Origin of the sequence: Floridaenema flaviceps BLCC-F50, from assembly GCF_041929275.2 — a bacterium.
Lineage (GTDB): Bacteria > Cyanobacteriota > Cyanobacteriia > Cyanobacteriales > Aerosakkonemataceae > Floridanema > Floridanema flaviceps.
The window spans coordinates 2,944,018-2,961,391 of the sequence record NZ_JBHFNR020000001.1; the positions used below are offsets into that span (position 1 = coordinate 2,944,018).

Below are 17,374 nucleotides of genomic sequence, written 5' to 3' on the forward strand. Positions count from 1 at the left end.
AAACCTCACAAAGCCCGCCAAATCTTAACGGTTTTATCCTCACTTCCACTAGCAAAAGTCTGTCCATCTGGACTAACAGCCAAGGAATAAACCCATTTTTTATGTCCGGTTAAATTACCTAATAATTTACCTGTTTCTAAATGCCATAATCTAATTGTATTATCCTTACTGCCGCTAATCAAAGTTTGACCATCAGGACTAAAAGCTAAGGACAAAACCCAATCAGAATGACCGATTAAAGTTCGCAAAAGTTTTCCAGTTTGTAAGTTCCAAAGTTTAATAGTATTGTCATCGCTACCACTAGCCAACATCTCACCGTCAGGGCTAATTACTACCGATCGCACCCAATCAAAGTGTCCTTCTAAATTATGAATTAATTCCCCACTTTGCAGATGCCAAACTTTTACCGTTTTATCTCCTCCACTACTAGCAAATTTCTCCCCATCAGGACTAATAGCTAAGGAATAAACACACTTTTTATGTCCGGTAATACTATGTAAAGGTTCCCCAGTTTCTAACTGCCAAGTTTTGATTTTGTGACTACCACTAATCAGCGTTTTTCCATCAGGACTAATAGCTAAAGAATAAATCCATTTATTATGTCCTGTTAAAGTGCGGATTAATTCGCCAGTTTGTAATTGCCAAATTTTGATACAACTGCGATCGCTAGTCCGATGACTACTTGCTAAAATTTGTCCATCAGGACTAACATTAATGGCTAAAACTCTGCCAGAATTACCATTTAAAGTCTGCAATAATTCCCCAGTTCCTAAATGCCACAACTTAATAGTATTATCATCCCCGCCACTCGCCAAAGTACTCCCATCATGACTCACAGCCACCGAAGAAGCTTTTCCCGAATGTCCATTTAAAGTATGAATAATCGAAATGTTATCTACTTTCAAATCATCCCGAATTTTGGTAATTGCACTCAGATTATTGGGAATCTTAATTAAGCTTGTTTGGCTTTTCTCTATTCCTGAAGTTTTGCTGCTTAAATTTTCTAATACCGTTAACAAGCGACATACTTGTTTAAGACAAGATTCATCACCTATTGCTAGTAAGCAAGCTTTAATATTTTCTAAAAAATTGCGGTCTTCGACGGTAATTAACGATCGTACAGTTTCTAAGGAAACATTACTTTCATGTGTAGGTATTTGCTTCTGCTTCAACCAAAATTTGATTGCATAATTAATTTGTTCTGTCGCCCAATATTTATCAGCTAAAACAGTTAAACTCTTAGCCAGGTTTACCGTTGATTCTAAAACGCGATCGGGGTCTTCATCTTCCCATTTACTAAACAGATTATTGTAAAATGAAATACAAAATTTCAGTAATTTTTCTGGAGACTCTTGGCTAAAATCTTGCGTAATTTTTGGCAATAACTCCGGGAATTTGGGCGGAGTTTTATAATTGATTAAATGATGCAAATCGGCAAGACAACCAGCCAAAAAGCAATGATAACTAATTAGCCATTGAAATAAGCTTTGCAAATCTTCTTCATTGTATTGATATTGCAGATTTAAATCTTTAGTAACAATACCAATTTGCTGCCACTTAGACTCTTTTTCTAAAATTTCTAAATTCTTGACATTATCCCCACCCAATTCCTGAATTTCTGCTAAACTAACCCCAGCAGCTAATAATTTACTTGCAGTTTCTCGCCATTGCAAAGCACGTTTTTTAGTCTCCGTATAAACCATTTCCAGATAAGGAAAATGAGAAATAATTGTTTGGTAAGAATATGTAGGTTCAGCAATACCCCAGTAAGCGATCCGCAAATTTAAATGCTTGCCAATGATTTCTAATTCAAAAATCAAAGTTGGTTCAAATTTCAGGACTTCAAATAAAGCTTTGATGCTAGTTTCTTGCTCAAATTCCTGATTTTTCCAGGCTTTAGCGATAAATTCAACAGGTGTTTGTGGACTGGTTAAAGGATAGTTTTGACAAATAAATTCTCTTAAACTTTGCGCCAAATTTATTTCCCAGTTGGCTATTTTTTCCAGTTCAATATCGTTACCTTGAATCTTGATTGGCGCGAGGAAGATGCGTAAAGGCTTCGGTGCATTATTCGGCGGATTAGTTAAAAATTGAGAAGGCAGTAATTTTAAAGGCCAATTATCAATAAATTTCTGGTGTTCCGGGTACTTTTGGGCAATTTCTCGTCCGGCATCTACTAATTGTAAAACTGTTTCTCGATGATAAGCTGCTATTTCCTGTTCTCGTCGCCACTTTTGCAAATTGCGATTTTCGGGAGAGTTTTCCCCTTCTTGCTGAGATTTAAACTGGTTAAATTCTTTAGCTTGTTCGTGCTTAATTACTGCTAATCGTTCCTCTTGTAAGGCTGTGAATATTTGTGCGATCGCTGGTAAACCCTGGACTAGTAACTGTAAACCTAGCTCCAGTTCCATAAATTCCTCTCCAATTTATTGTATAATCAACTTAAAATTATTCCCTATAATCGGGCAAACTTTCTCAATCATAGCTTTTAACTGTACCATCTTGGTTAAGGATAAGTTAACAGGAAAAATTATCGCTTCTTCCTGACTCCAAAGCAATCAAAAAATACTAATTTCCGGTTTACTTGACATTGATTTCTTGAGAAAATGCCAATGCTGCTTCATAGGCATCTTGGTAATCTTTACCACCTAACATCACCTCACCGTAATACTCGTAAGGCATTGCACCATAAACCGGAAGAGGGTTATCTTCTGGATAATCTTCCTTCGCTTCTTCGACTGCGGCTATTAGTTGCTTCACAGTCAAACAATGTGCTGGAAAATAATATAGTTCCTCCGCCTTCTTATCCCAAAGGGTAAAGGATGGATCGACAACATTATTATCCAACTCGATCCAGCTATGTTCGATCGGTGGTAAACCTTCTCCCGCCACAACTAAAAACCCTTGGACATAAGTGCAAGTAGGATGCAGTAGTGCCGCTTTATAAGCATTTTCAAAGGCATTTTTAGCCAACTTCTTCAGAGATTGACCTACTTGGATTGAAAGAGTAGCATCTAACAGTTTATTCATGCCTATTAGCCTAACATTTTTTCTTAAATTATAAACAATAACCAGCAGAAAAACCTAAAAAAATATTGACTGTTGCTAGCATCAATATTTCGCCAACCACAGTCAACATTAAAAGTAAAATTTTCCAACTTATTGTTGCGGCAATTGTTGTAAATTACAGATTTTGAGAGCTTAAATACTCAGCTAAAGCTTCCGATCCACCAATCAATTTTCCGTCAAAAAATACTTGTGGCACAGTTTTTGCACCAGTCACGGTTTGCAAAGAACGGGTAGTTATATCTTTGCCTAAAACAATTTCTTCAAAAGCGATTCCCCTGTCTTTCAAAGCAGCTTTAGCACGAGCACAGAAAGGACAACCAACTTTGGTAAACAGGGAAACTAACTGAGGTTTCGCTGCTTCTGGGTTGATGTATCTCAACATAGTTTCTGCATCAGAAACTTCAAAAGGATCGCCTTCTACTTCCGGTTCAATAAACATCTTTTCGATTACTCCATCTTTGACTAACATAGAGTAACGCCAAGACCTTTTACCAAAACCTAAATCACTTTTATCTACTAACATTCCCATTCCTTCAGTAAATTCTCCATTACCATCGGGAATGAATTTGATATTTTCTGCGCGTTGATCTTTCTGCCACTCTTCCATTACAAATGGGTCATTTACCGAGATACAGATAATATCATCTACCCCATTTTTTTGGAAAGTTGAATACAGTTCATTGTAACCAGGAACGTGAGTGGAAGAACAAGTGGGAGTAAAAGCACCGGGAAGAGCAAAAACCACAACTGTTTTCCCTGCAAATAACTCATCAGTGGTTATATTCAACCATTGACCATCTTTACGAGTTCTAAAAGTTACATTGGGAACTCTTTCCCCTTCTCGGCTTTTCAACATTATTCCTATCTCCTGATTTGGTTAGGTTTTGTTGATAATAACACGATTTGGTCAATGATTATTTGTTAAGAAGACATTAATGCGATCGCGCACAATTACTACAACTCTAAAACAAAAACAGTTGTTGCTCATCACTTTAATTTAAAAAATGCCAAAATCTTTCTGTATAATTAAGGTGAGTTATACTTAGCTGCAATGTGTAAATACTAAAGGCGAAAATCTATGGCGCGAGGCGATCAAATCTATGCCATGAGACACTTTATCAACATTAAAGGCGTTTACGAACATCATGGTATTGACTGCGGCGATGGTACAGCTATTCATTATCGCAAACCTAGCGAAATAATTGAACGCACCTCTTTAGAAACTCTCTCTCAAGGTGGCATAATTTATGTCAAAAAATACGAAGTTTCCTTCATTCCCGATGTGGTTGTGCATCGCGCCGAAAGTCGTTTAGGAGAGAGAAAGTATAACTTACTTTTTAACAACTGCGAACATTTTGCTACTTGGTGTAAAACTGGAATTAGCTTCAGTCAACAGGTAGTAGATTTTATTCCCATGTTACGTTATATCGATGTAGATACTTTATCTGAACCTATGAAACGTTCTTTAAAAGATGCTAATCAAGATGAATCTAGTCGGTTAGTTAATGAAGCTCTTTCTCAAATCCGAACTACTTGGGATAACATACAACCTCAATATACTCAAAATCTTAAAGAAATTAATGATTGGGAAAAAGTAGCTAAAGAAGCTTTAAAGCGAAACCGAGAAGATTTAGCCAGAGCAGCATTACAAAAAAAACAAAAGTATAAACAACAAGCTATGCAACAAGAAGAAATGTTGCAAAAGTTAGCCAAAATGACTCAAGATCTGATTGAAAAGCAGCGAGATAACCAACAAATATAGTTTTAATGGGGTAGCTAACCGGATTTAGTATTAGGCGTTCGGGAAAATGTATAGAACGCCTGTTTATTTCTCGTTTACTCTACCACACAAATATCAGAATGATTGACTAGCTATTTCACCGGATACTGCCAATGATTTGCGGGTAAATTCAATTGCCATCTGTTCATCAAAACCCTTGCAAGTGTAAATCACTATCGAGAAAAACTTAGCACTACTCCAAATATAAGCTGAAATTCCAGAATCAATTAATGGGACGAAGGCATCAAATCCGGCATTTTCATCTCGTCCCATCCCAGATGCAGGGGAAAAAACAATTGGGTTACTGTAGGTGCGAAGATTAAGATGTTCCGCTAAATTAAGAAGATATTTTTCTAAGATTTCTTGGCTCATTTGTATTGTATAAAATCCTTCGATGAGCAATCGCTGTCGAAAGATATGGGGAGCTAAATTTTTCATGAAATTTTTCCTTGAATTCCAGAACAAATTATAGCAACTGCCAAGGCGGTTGCTATAAATTACCTATAATTTACCCTCTATTATTTTGACTACGAATCAGGGAGCAATAAAATAGCCTCTAAAATGTTAATTGACCCAAGTTGAGTGACTATTAACTCCCTCGATATTGCACTCGATAAATACGATTATTCACCTCTTCTGTAAATAGTAAGCTGCCATCAGGAAGCACTAACACTCCTACAGGACGACCCCAAACGGTTGGTACATTTGGATTGAGTAAAAACCCAGTGACAAAATCTTCATAATGACCAACTGGACGACCATTATTAAAAGGAACAAATACTATTTTATAGCCTGTTCCTTGACCGCGATTCCAAGAACCACGAAAAGCTACAAATGCACCGTTGCGATACTTTTGGGGGAAAGTGTTTCCATTATAAAATTTTAGCCCCAAAGCGGCAGAATGAGCTTGAAAAAGTACATCGGGGGTTTGAGTTTTAGCGGCTAAATCAGGTCTTTCGCTTTTACCATTTGTAGTTCTGCGAGGGTCAAGTCTATTGGGTGTCAAATAAGCAAAAGGCCAACCATAAAATTCTCCTTGGCGAATGCGAGTTAAAAAATCTGGAACTAAATCATCACCAATTCCATCTCTTTCATTAACAGTTGTGTAAAGTTCTTTGGTTTGGGGATGAAAATCTAAACCTACAGGATTTCGCAAACCAAAAGCAAAAGTTTGGCGATTTGAACCATCCAAATTCATCACTTGAATTGATGCTCTTGGTAATTCTTCCACATCTACATTAGAACGGGAACCAATAGAAACATACAACTTTTTACCATCAGGAGAAGCAACGACATTGCGAGTCCAATGTTGTCGATAACCTCCGGGAGTTAGGTCGGTAATTTTTTGTCCTTTTCCTTGAATTTCCTGCTGACCTTTTTGATAAGGAAAGCGGAGAACTTCGCCACTATTACCCAGAAAAAAGTTGTTTCCAGCAAAAGCCATGCCAAAGGGTATATTTAATCCATTTTGTGCAGTGGCGAAATTTTTTCGCACATCTGCTACGCCGTCGCCGTTGGTATCTTTTAATAGGAGAATGCGATTTGCGGGAGTTTCTGTTACTAATACTTCGCCGTTGGGAGTTAATGCTAACCAACGAGGCGCGTTGAGATTTTCGGCAAAAACATTGACCACAAAACCATTAGGAACTCGCAAACTTGGATTAGCGGGAATGGCGACTACTTGGGGAGATTTAGAGGCGCTTTGGGTGGCAAAAGGTTTGGGTAAAGAGTTAATGTTAATGCGGATAGGTTGGGGAGAAAAGTTTTGAGTTTGTACTGTTTTGTTAGCTACTGGTTTGGTTTGTTTTGATGAGGGAGTTTCCCCAGAGTTGGCGGAAAAGTTGCAAGCTGTTGTAGTGGTTATTAAAGATGTTAATAGCAAAAGTTTACTGAATTTCATCATATCAAACCTTAATTAATCTAAGTTGCTGAGAAAGAATTTAATTTTTCTAAAAATATCCTAAAGTATGAGAACCTGAAAAAGATTAGCTCAAGAAAGGGAATTGTTACAGATGCGTTTAACCTCTCTGGATGTGTTTCGAGGTATTGCGATCGCAGGTATGATCCTAGTCAACACAGCGAGTCTAGGAAAAGTATATCCTTTTTTAAGTCACACTGACTGGAATGGCTATACTTTAGCAGATTTAGTGTTTCCCTTTTTCTTATTTATCGTCGGTGTGGCGATGTCTTTTTCGCTCTCTAAATACAGCAATGGAAAGCACATCACAGCATCAGTCTATAGGCGGATTTTTCGCCGGAGTATCATCCTTTTTGCTTTAGGTTTATTGCTCAATGGCTTTTGGAATTACGACTTTAGTACAATCAGAATTATGGGCGTGTTACAGCGAATTGCCCTAGCTTATCTATTAGCAGCTTTAGCAATTCTTAAATTACCCAAAAAAGGTTTATGGGTGCTAACAGCAATTTTACTCTTTGGTTATTGGGCAACAATGACTTTAATTCCTGTTCCTAATTATGGTGCAGGTGTGTTAACTAGAGAGGGAAATTTTGGGGCGTGGATCGATCGCCTAATCATCACAACAGCCCATCTTTATAAAGGAGATGGTTACAACTCAATGGGAGATCCAGAAGGATTATTTAGCACTTTACCAGCCGTAGCAACAGTGCTTTCAGGTTACTTGACAGGCAAGTGGTTACGTAAACAAATTCCCAGCACGCGCACCAGCATAAACTTAGCATCGATCGGCATTATTTGTCTGTTCAGTGGTTGGAATTGGGGATTATTATTTCCTATCAATAAAAAGCTATGGACAAGTTCTTATGTGCTGTTTACCTCTGGATGGGCAATAGTATTATTAGCCGCCTGTTACCAATTAATTGAAGTGCGCGAATTACGCCGTTGGGGAAAGCCATTTGAAATTCTAGGATTAAACGCAATTTTCATTTTTGTAGCTTCAGTCTTAGGCTTAAAATTAATGGCAAAAATTCAAATAGGCACAGGCAAAACTGCCATCAGTCTCTACGATTTGATTTACCAAAATTTATTTGCATCTTGGGCAGGCGAAATGAATGGTTCTTTATTATTCGCCTTAATAACTTTATTATTTTGGTGGGCAGTTGCCTATTTAATGTACTATAAAAATTGGTTTTTCAAAGTTTAACAAAAAGCAGAATGCAGCGACAAGGGGACAAGTAAAATTTTTGCCTTCTGCCTTTCTTACCTTCTGCCTTCTGCCTTCTGCCTTCTGCCTTTCTTACCAACAGGGAGAAGCAGCGAGTAGCTCAGTTGCTTCTTTCTTCGGTAAAGGTTTAGCAAAAAGGTATCCTTGCCCAAATTCACAGTTTAACTCGCGCAATTGTGCCAGTTGTTTTTCAGTTTCAATCCCTTCTGCTACTACGCTCATTTTCATAGTTTCGGCAATTTTCTTAATAGCAGGAATTAATCCTAAACTTTCTAAAGTTCCATCTAATTTACTGACAAAAGAGCGGTCTACTTTCAGTGTATCAACTGGGAAATTATGCAGGTAACTTAAAGAAGAATATCCTGTACCAAAGTCATCAATACTTAATTGAATTCTTCTTTGGCGTAACTCTTGCAAAATTGCTTTGGCGGATTGAGCATTATTGATAAATGCACTTTCTGTGATTTCCAATTTAAGATTTTGCGGATTTATTTGAGCTTCCGCCATAATTTGCTCAATTTGTTCCACTATGTCAAGTTGGGCAAATTGTTTAGCAGAAATATTAACACTCATGAAAATAGATTCATCTATAAGTTTTTCCTGATGCCATTGTTGTACTTGATGGCAAGCTTGTGACAATACTATTTTACCAATTGAGTTGATTAAGCCTGTTTCTTCGGCTATGGGAATAAACAAAGCTGGGGGAACTATTCCTCTGGTGGGGTGTTGCCAGCGAACTAAGGCTTCAAATCCGGTAATTTTACCCGTGCAAAGGGAAATTATTGGTTGATAATGCACGACAAATTCTTCTTGTTTAATCGCTTTTCGCAAGTCATTTTCTAACTGTAAAGCTTGCATTGCGGCGGCGTGCATTGTCGGATCGAAAACGTGATATTGTCCTTTGCCTAATGTTTTTGCCCGATACATAGCGGTGTCGGCATCCCTCAGTATATGTTCGGCTTGTTCGTAACTATGATTACCTAAAGCAACACCGATACTAGCATTAATAAAAACTTCGTTTCTTTTTAATTCAAAGGGAAATGAAAAGGCTTTCAGTATTTGATCTGCTACTTGAGTTACATTGTTAATATTATCAATTTCTTTGAGGAGAATAGCGAATTCATCGCCGCCAAATCGTGCGATCGTATTTTCTGAACTTAAAATTCCTCTTAATCTATGAGTTAAAGCGATTAAAAGTTCATCTCCTACTAAATGACCTAGAGAATCATTAATCACTTTAAAGCGATCGCAATCCAAAAACAAGACAGCAAATTGATAATCAGGATTTTCTTGAGCAACATTTAGCAGTTCCACCAGTTGCTCCATAAAAAAAGCTCGATTCGGTAATCCTGTCAGCGCATCATGGAGCGCCATATTCAGCAGTTTTGTTTGCAGCAACTTACGTTCTTGAATTTCGCGTTTTAACTCTTCAATTACTGCTTGTAACTGATAAGTACGTTCTTTTACTCTAGCTTCTAGTTCTGCATTCAGTTTTTGATTTTGCTGCTTTGCCGCTTTTAGGGCTAGTTGAATGCGAACTCTGGCTAAAACTTCTTCAAATTGAAAAGGTTTAGTAATATAATCAGCACCACCTACCGTAAAAGCTTTTACCTTATCAAAAGCATCATTTAAAGCACTTAAAAAAATCACCGGAATTTCCGCAGTTTTCGGATTAGATTTCAGCTTTTCACATACTTCATATCCATCCATCACTGGCATCATAATATCCAGCAAAATCAAGTCTGGTAAAACTGTATCCATCGCCGTTAGCGCCATTTGTCCAGTCAGCGCCTTCCGCACATTATAACCTTCATTTACCAAAAATGATGAAAGTAGACGTAAATTTTCTGCTGTATCGTCAACAATTAATATATCTTCTTTTTGATTTTCTACTGCTTGTTTGGTCAATTCTACGTCAACATTCATGACTTATTGCCTTTTTTCCGAAAAATGCGGATTTACCTTTACTATATCTCTCAATCATTTTACTTTCTCAAGTTACTATTTTAACTCTTGCTAATTTTTAGCATTAACGCCATAATTTGCTCAAATTGAAAGTTTTCTACTAAATTACTCAAGGCATCACTCAAAACAGATATTTCATGAGGAATTTGCTTAATTAATTCCAAAATTAAATTATCACTTCCTTGGGCAGCTGCATAATATAGATTTTCTTTCCACTCAATTGGCATCATTTGCAAGCATGAAATTATAGAATCATCCTTGACTGGTACCACTGCATCCTTGATTCCTTCCTGTTCATAAACATATTTTATACCCAAATGGTTAGATATTTTTTCTAGTAACTCTTGTTCCTGAAAAGGTTTACGGACAAAATCATCACATCCAGTAGATAAAATAACTTTTCGATCCTCTTCAAAAGCACTAGCAGTCAGAGCAATAATCACGGTTGCTTGACCATGCAAATGCTTTTTAATCTGTCTGGTAGCTTCATAGCCATTCATTACAGGCATTCGCATATCCATCAAAATTAAATGTGGTTCCCAAACTTCCCACATAGCCAAAGCTTGTTGACCATTTTCAGCTTCCTGCACTGCAAAACCTAAAGAAGTCAGCAATTTGATTAACAATAATCGATTATTTAATTTATCTTCAACCACTAAAATTCGATAAGTTGGTTGATTTGGAGCTATTCCAATAATTTTTCTCTTGTCTGAATTGATTCTCTGTTTCTGAGTAGATTGAGCAATCTTCACTGGAATCTTAAAGCTAAATTTTGCGCCGAAACCAAGTTCACTGCTAACAACAATTTTACCTCCCATTATTTCCACAAATCTTTGACTAATGGATAAGCCTAAACCTGTTCCTGTACCCGAATTCAAACCACTTGTGGTTTGAGCAAAGGGAGTAAATAATTTAGTTAATTCATTAGCTGCAATACCTGAGCCAGTATCAGAAACTTCAAAGAATAATTGCGCGGTTTCTAATTCTGTAGGAGAATTATTTTCCATCTCTACGCGCAAGGTAACACTGCCAACTTGGGTAAATTTAATCGCATTACTCAGCAAATTAATTAAAACTTGTCGCAGTTTAGCTTCATCAGTTTTAATGTAATGTGGCACTTGGGAATTATACTCAAAGGTAAGTTTTAATTGCTTAGACTCTGCTTTCAATTTAAACATTTCTTCTAAGTTATCAAGCAGACAATGTAAGTCAAAGCTATTTTCATTGAGGGTGACTCGTCCTGCTTCAATTTTGGACATCTCCAGAATTTCGTTAATTAATTCCAGTAAATGTTCTCCACTCCGGCTGATAATTCCCAAAGATTCTTGATGCTCAGTTGCTAAAGTTCGATCGCGGTTCATTACTTGGGTAAACCCAAGAATTGCGTTTAATGGTGTGCGTAATTCGTGACTCATATTAGCCAAAAATTCGCTTTTAGCACGGTTAGCAGCATCAGCAGCTTCTTTGGCTTTCATTAGTTCAACTGACTGTTGTTGAGTTTTGGCTAATAATTCTGCTTGCTGTAAAGCTACTCCTAATTGATTGCCGATTTGCACAACCATTTTAATTTCTGCTTCTTGCCATTGTCGGGGAGCAGAATTTTGGTAAATTGCTAATAATCCCCATAATTGATTACCACAAAATATCGGCACGATAATATATGCTCTGGCTTGCAGTTTCTCTAATAATTCTAAATAACAATCGTCAAAATTAGCGGTGTAAATATCTGTGACACAACGGTAACTAGTGCCACTGCGATAAATTCCTCCTTGGTTTTCTTGCAAGTAAGTATCTTGAATTTGGTTATCAACACTATCTAAAGCTTTTACGGCGCAATCTTCTGTACCAACAGCCGCTTTTGTTAAGACTGGTTGCTGTGATTCAACTAATAAATCCCATCCGGCTGCTACTGATTCGGCAACAAGTTCTCCACTCCAATTAGAATTAAAGCGATAAACAAGTACCCGATCGCACTGCACAGCTTGGCGTAATTCTTGAGTTGTGGCGCTAAAAATTTGTTTAATATCTAGGGTTTGGCGCATTCTTTGAATTACTCTGGCGATCGCTCTTTCTCGATCGGCTATTTCTCGCAAAGTTGACTCTACTTTTTTGCGCTCACTAATATCTCGCACTACACAAACTGATGAGTTTTCATCAATTTTCGTCATACTTTTTTCTTGGGGGAAGAAGCTACCATTTTTACGTCTTCCTGTAGCTTCTATGCGACAATTGCCAGTTTTAGCAAACTCAGAACTAAGCTCTCTTTCTATTCGCTTTAATTCGCTTTTTTCGTAAAGATTCCGCCAATTTGTCCCCAGTAAGTCTCGCTCATTTTCGTAGCCATATATTCGCACATAAGCTTCATTTAAATAAACGTATCTATCCTCGGCATCAACGATCGCAATTCCATCATTTACCGCTGCCATTGCTGCTGCTTGTCGCTGTAAAGCTAATTCGGCACGTTTGCGATCGCTAATATCCCGGATAATTCCCACTAAAACTTGCTCATCTTTCTCATCCCGAAAAGCTATTTTTTTAGTTAAAAGCGTGTGAACATTGCCTAAATTATCAGTTATTTCTTCTTCCGTTTCCTGCTCAGTTCCACTACTAAAAACTAAGTCATCATATTGCCAAAAAACTGTGGCTTCTGCCGGAGATAAAAAATCGTAATCTGACTTTCCGATTAACTCTTCCCGACTATGACCCATTAATTGGCAAAAAGCATCATTCATCATTGTCCAACAATGTTGTTTGTCTTTGACAAAAATCGGATCGGACAATGCGTTAAGTACCCGGTCTAAAAAATCTTTATTTGTCTTTAAACGAGCTTCACTTTCTCTTAAAGCTAACTCAGCCGCAACTCTTTCTTTAATTTCTGTTTCCAGCGCCATATTAGCTGCTGTTAACTCAAATGTCCGTTCTTGGACGCGAATTTCTAACTCTTCATAAGCCTGTCGCAAAGCAAACTCTGCTTTTTGTCGTTCTATAATCTCTCTTTGTAATTCTAAATTCAATGCTTCTAGCTGTTCCGGCGTTTGTAATGCCAAAAACTGCGGTAGCAAATTTACCATTTGCATTGCTGTATAACATGATACAAAAGCTGTTAAAGCATTCTCTATTCCTGTCAGCCAGTAAGCTGGATGCCACAAGGTCCAAACTTCCAGCAAGTGACCTAAACCGCAAAGAATAATAAAGGCGCTAAATAAAAAAAATACTTTAAGGAAGGGAACGTCTTTTCGTTTACAGACAAAGTAAATTAGCAGCGATGGAATAGAAAAATAGGCGATCGCTATCAACAAATCGCTAACTAAGTGTAACCCAACCAGTTGCGGTTTCCACAAATAGCAATGCCCATGAGGAATAAACTGGCTTGGTGAAGTAAAATTCTTAATTATTTCCCACATTTTTTAATTTTTAAACTTTTTCCCAGCTATGAGAGACTGTTCATCGTCACTTTTAATGCACAACTCCATTTTTACCACACCATGCTTAAGACATATTTTATAGACTTTAGCTAATTTCTGTTGTTTAGTTAGTATGTTCCATATTCTAAAACTTTTTTGATTTTTTTCAATCTAAATCTATCTCAGTATATGTGTTATTAAATACCTTCTTCAAAAATAAAATATAGAAAAATTTACTTAACCACACACAGATTTATTTTTTTTAATGTATTTAAAATATCATTTGGTTTATGAAATTAAGATTGCTTATAGATTAATAATTATCCATAGCCATAACTTAACAAATCATCAATGCCAGAGCAAAATTTCTTCCTTCCCCAACTTACAGATGATGGTTCTTTTACCTTTTTTTCAGATGAATTTGGCGAAACCTTTCACAGCCAAAGTGGTGCAATTCAAGAAGCCGAAGCCAAGTTTGTCCAACCATTACAGTTAACACAGCAAGCGGAAAAACCTAAATTGCAATTACTAGACATCTGTTATGGTTTAGGGTATAATACCGCAGCAGCACTAAAAGCAATTTGGCAAATCAATCCCTATTGTCAGGTAGAAATATTCGCCTTGGAATTAGATGCCACAGTCCCCGCAGCTGCTTTTGCTTATGAGTTGATGAATAATTGGCCTGAGCCTATTCCCCAAATTCTCAGTCAACTAGTCAGCCAGCGCCAAATCCAAACCGAAAACCTCAAAGCCACCTTACTAATTGGCGACGCTCGTTCCACTATCCAACAACTACCCCCCCGTTGGCAAGCAGACGCAATCTTTCTTGACCCCTTTTCCCCACCCAATTGTCCCCAACTTTGGACGGTAGAATTTTTAGGAAAAGTAGCCAAACACCTGAAGCCAGAAGGTAAACTTGCCACCTATTCCTGTTCCGCTGCTGTTAGGAGTGCGCTTAATGCAGCTGGATTAAAAATTGGGGCGACAACACCTGTGGGTAGACGTTCCCCAGGTACTCTCGCCAGCGAGAGCGCAAAAGACTTACCCCCCCTATCCCAGCAAGAACAAGAACACCTGCAAACTCGCGCCGCCGTTCCCTACCGAGATCCGAATTTATGCGATCGAGCCGATATAATTTTGCACCGTCGCCACTTAGAACAACAAACTTCCTCCCTAGAACCCACCTCTCACTGGAAAAAACGCTGGCTATTGACTTAAGCTATTGCATCCGTCCCGATCTGCGATCCCCAAGAGCCGAAAATTTGTGACTTAAATCACAAAACCTAAAGTTTTGTCTCACTGCTGGAAATCAGGAAATATATTTTCCTATAGTTATAGTTAGTATTGATAGCGATCCCCATCAAGGAGAAAATCTTCTTTAAGTTATCATTTGTATGAATGGTGACTTGCTCTTAAAGTAAAGTACGTGATAAAAAAATCTGTTTTTACGTAATCCTTATAGATTTAGGAAGGCGAAAGTGGCCGTGAGTCCTCGTTTTGATATAGCTGTTGATTCATTCGGTGCAGTCAGTGCTCTAGACACCACATCCTCAACGGGAAATGGCTTCAATTTAGATCAGCCAAAAGTCCTGGTTGTTGACGATCATGCTGCTAGCCGGATGACAGCAGCCGCCCTTCTCGCAGTAGAAGGCTACGAAGTATTGGAAGCAGAAAATGGCCCAGCAGCATTAATTACAGTAGTGGAAAGACAACCCGATGTAATTTTGCTGGATGTGATGATGCCTGGAATGGATGGGTTCGAGGTTTGTCATAAGTTAAAGCAAGACGAACAAACTCGACTAGTTCCAGTAATTTTTATTACGGCACTTAACGATCGCCGCTCGCGCATTCGGGGCATAGAAGCCGGAGGAGACGACTTTCTCACCAAGCCATTCGATCGCCTAGAACTAGCAGCCCGTGTCAAATCACTAGTACGTCAAAAACGCTTAAACGAAGACTTAGACCACGCCGAACAAGTAGTATTTTCGATCGCTAGAGCCATTGAAAGTCGCGACCCCAACACAGGCGACCACTGCGAAAGACTAGCCGCAATGGGCAAAACCTTCGGGACTTTCCTGGGACTTTCTCGTTCCGAAATTCGCGACTTAATGTGGGGCGGATATCTCCACGATATCGGCAAAGTCGGCATTCCCGATGCTGTATTACTCAAAAAAGGTCAATTCACCGAAGAAGAACGGCTAATCATGAATCAGCACGTTCTGATTGGCGAAAAAATTTGCCAACCCCTGCGAACCATGCACGGCGTTCTTCCCATTATCCGCCATCACCACGAACGCTGGGACGGCAGCGGCTACCCAGACAAGTTATCTGGAAATCAAATTCCCTACCTAGCACAGGTGTTTCAAATCATCGATATCTACGATGCCTTGACTAGCGAACGACCTTATAAAAAAGCATTTTCGATCGAAGAAGCCCTCAAAATTATTCACGAAGAAACAGCTAAAGGTTGGCGAAATCCCCAGTTAGTCGAGCAATTTATCGACTTTATTACTTATACGCAACTGAAAAAAACCTCTTCTCTATCATAAAATCCTTTGGGTAATTCAATATACATAGTGGGTACGAAGCAAGGTATACTGCGGTATTTGTAGACTCTGTGTTCAAACAATGGTAGCAGTAGCAATCTTAGCGGCGGGACGTGGCACGCGGATGAAATCGCAACTACCCAAAGTATTACATCCCTTGGGTGGACGTTCCCTCGTAGAAAGAGTAATTCAAAGTTGTCTGGAAATTAACCCCATCAGGCGCATCGTCATTCTTGGTTACGAAGCAGAGAAAGTAAAAACCGCCCTCAACAATATTCCAGGCTTAGAATTTGTCGAACAAAAAGAACAACTGGGAACAGGTCACGCTATTCAGCAATTATTACCTCAGTTAGAGGATTTCTCAGGGGATTTATTAGTTTTAAATGGCGATGTACCTTTATTGCGCCCCCAAACAATTAAACATTTAATCGAAACTCACAAACAAAATAAAAATTCCGCCACTTTGTTGACTGCCCATTTACCTAATCCCAAGGGGTATGGACGGGTATTTTGTAATGGGCAAAACATCATTCAACAAATAGTGGAAGACCGAGATTGTAGCGCAGCACAAAAGCAAAATAACCGGATTAATGCCGGAGTTTACTGTTTCCATTGGCTCGATCTAGCCAAGATATTACCAAATTTAAAAGCTGACAACAACCAAAACGAATATTATTTAACGGATGCCGTAAATGCACTGATGCCAGTTATGGCAGTCGATGTGGAAGATTATGAGGAAATTATCGGCATTAACGATCGCAAACAATTAGCAGTAGCCCATCAAATTTTGCAAGACAGAGTTAAAGATTTTTGGATGACTGCTGGTGTAACTTTAATAGATCCTGATAGTACAACAATTGACGACACCGTAGAATTACAACCCGACGTAATAATTGAACCCCAAACACATTTACGAGGAAAAACTGTTATAGGAACGGGTAGTAGAATTGGCCCTGGTTGCTTAATTGAAAATAGTCAAATTGGCGAAAATGTGACTGCGCTTTATTCAGTAATTTCAGGTAGTGTAGTCCAATCAGGCACCACAATTGGCCCTTATACTCATTTGCGCGGTAATGTAACTGTCGGGGAAAATTGCCGACTGGGGAACTTTGTGGAATTAAAAAATACCAAGTTGGGAAATAAGACGAATGTGGCTCATTTGTCTTATTTAGGAGATGCCACATTAGGCGAAAGAGTGAATATTGGTGCGGGAACAATTACCGCTAATTATGATGGAGTGAAAAAACATAAAACTGTAATTGGCGATCGCACCAAAACAGGTTCCAACAGCGTATTAGTCGCCCCCATAAATATCGGTTCAGATGTGACTATAGCCGCAGGTTCCACCGTCACCGAAAACGTACCCGATGATAGTTTAGTTATAGCTCGTTCCCGTCAAGTAGTCAAACCAGGTTGGCGGTTAAAAACTAATCAAGACAGCGAAAAAAGTTAATTAATTTTGAGTTT

The 17,374-nt window shown here is 38.4% G+C and carries 12 protein-coding genes; 5 read left to right on the forward strand and 7 right to left on the reverse strand.

The window, feature by feature from the left end:
• Positions 1–5: 5 nt before the first annotated feature.
• The 3 genes from ACE1CI_RS14195 to ACE1CI_RS14205 all read right to left on the reverse strand — a co-directional run bounded on the left by ACE1CI_RS14195 (position 6) and on the right by ACE1CI_RS14205 (position 3,925).
• On the reverse strand, positions 6–2,411 hold the full coding sequence (locus ACE1CI_RS14195) for a WD40 repeat domain-containing protein (RefSeq protein WP_413262759.1): 2,406 nt from the start codon (positions 2,409–2,411) through the stop codon (positions 6–8).
• A 169-nt stretch (positions 2,412–2,580) separates the two neighbouring features.
• Positions 2,581–3,030: a hypothetical protein gene (locus ACE1CI_RS14200; RefSeq protein ID WP_413262760.1), complete on the reverse strand. Its 450-nt coding sequence runs from the start codon at positions 3,028–3,030 to the stop codon at positions 2,581–2,583.
• Between the two features lie 154 nt (positions 3,031–3,184).
• Positions 3,185–3,925 (reverse strand): redoxin family protein, encoded by a 741-nt coding sequence (locus tag ACE1CI_RS14205; RefSeq protein ID WP_496615470.1) that lies wholly within the window; start codon positions 3,923–3,925, stop codon positions 3,185–3,187.
• A 222-nt stretch (positions 3,926–4,147) separates the two neighbouring features.
• On the opposite strand from ACE1CI_RS14205, the gene ACE1CI_RS14210 reads away from it, so the two are divergent.
• Complete coding sequence (locus tag ACE1CI_RS14210) at positions 4,148–4,831, forward strand: lecithin retinol acyltransferase family protein (protein WP_413262762.1); 684 nt, start codon at positions 4,148–4,150, stop codon at positions 4,829–4,831.
• Between the two features lie 93 nt (positions 4,832–4,924).
• Here the strand turns inward: ACE1CI_RS14210 and ACE1CI_RS14215 are convergent, their stop codons facing one another.
• Together ACE1CI_RS14215 and ACE1CI_RS14220 are read right to left on the reverse strand one after the other, a co-directional pair.
• A complete protein-coding gene (locus ACE1CI_RS14215) occupies positions 4,925–5,287 on the reverse strand; it encodes an S-adenosylmethionine decarboxylase (RefSeq protein WP_413262763.1) in 363 nt (120 codons plus the stop codon).
• 151 nt (positions 5,288–5,438) lie between these two features.
• Positions 5,439–6,749 (reverse strand): PQQ-dependent sugar dehydrogenase, encoded by a 1,311-nt coding sequence (locus ACE1CI_RS14220; protein WP_459564015.1) that lies wholly within the window; start codon positions 6,747–6,749, stop codon positions 5,439–5,441.
• A gap of 112 nt (positions 6,750–6,861) precedes the next feature.
• Here ACE1CI_RS14220 and ACE1CI_RS14225 point away from each other — a divergent pair, with 112 nt between their 5' ends.
• Positions 6,862–7,971, forward strand: coding sequence for an acyltransferase family protein (locus tag ACE1CI_RS14225; RefSeq protein ID WP_413262765.1), 1,110 nt, complete (start codon positions 6,862–6,864; stop codon positions 7,969–7,971).
• Between the two features lie 93 nt (positions 7,972–8,064).
• On the opposite strand, the gene ACE1CI_RS14230 is transcribed toward ACE1CI_RS14225, so the two are convergent.
• Positions 8,065–9,918, reverse strand: coding sequence for a two-component system response regulator (locus ACE1CI_RS14230; RefSeq protein ID WP_413262766.1), 1,854 nt, complete (start codon positions 9,916–9,918; stop codon positions 8,065–8,067).
• 80 nt (positions 9,919–9,998) lie between these two features.
• Positions 9,999–13,361, reverse strand: a complete 3,363-nt coding sequence (locus ACE1CI_RS14235; protein ID WP_413262767.1) for a PAS domain S-box protein — start codon at positions 13,359–13,361, stop codon at positions 9,999–10,001.
• A gap of 351 nt (positions 13,362–13,712) precedes the next feature.
• On the opposite strand from ACE1CI_RS14235, the gene ACE1CI_RS14240 reads away from it, so the two are divergent.
• The 3 genes from ACE1CI_RS14240 to glmU all read left to right on the forward strand — a co-directional run bounded on the left by ACE1CI_RS14240 (position 13,713) and on the right by glmU (position 17,360).
• Entirely contained in the window at positions 13,713–14,579 is an 867-nt protein-coding gene (locus tag ACE1CI_RS14240; RefSeq protein ID WP_413262768.1) for a tRNA (5-methylaminomethyl-2-thiouridine)(34)-methyltransferase MnmD, read from the forward strand.
• 284 nt (positions 14,580–14,863) lie between these two features.
• A complete protein-coding gene (locus ACE1CI_RS14245; RefSeq protein WP_459564016.1) occupies positions 14,864–15,910 on the forward strand; it encodes an HD-GYP domain-containing protein in 1,047 nt (348 codons plus the stop codon).
• A gap of 79 nt (positions 15,911–15,989) precedes the next feature.
• Positions 15,990–17,360, forward strand: a complete 1,371-nt coding sequence (glmU, locus tag ACE1CI_RS14250) for a bifunctional UDP-N-acetylglucosamine diphosphorylase/glucosamine-1-phosphate N-acetyltransferase GlmU (protein ID WP_413262770.1) — start codon at positions 15,990–15,992, stop codon at positions 17,358–17,360.
• Positions 17,361–17,374 lie beyond the last annotated feature (14 nt).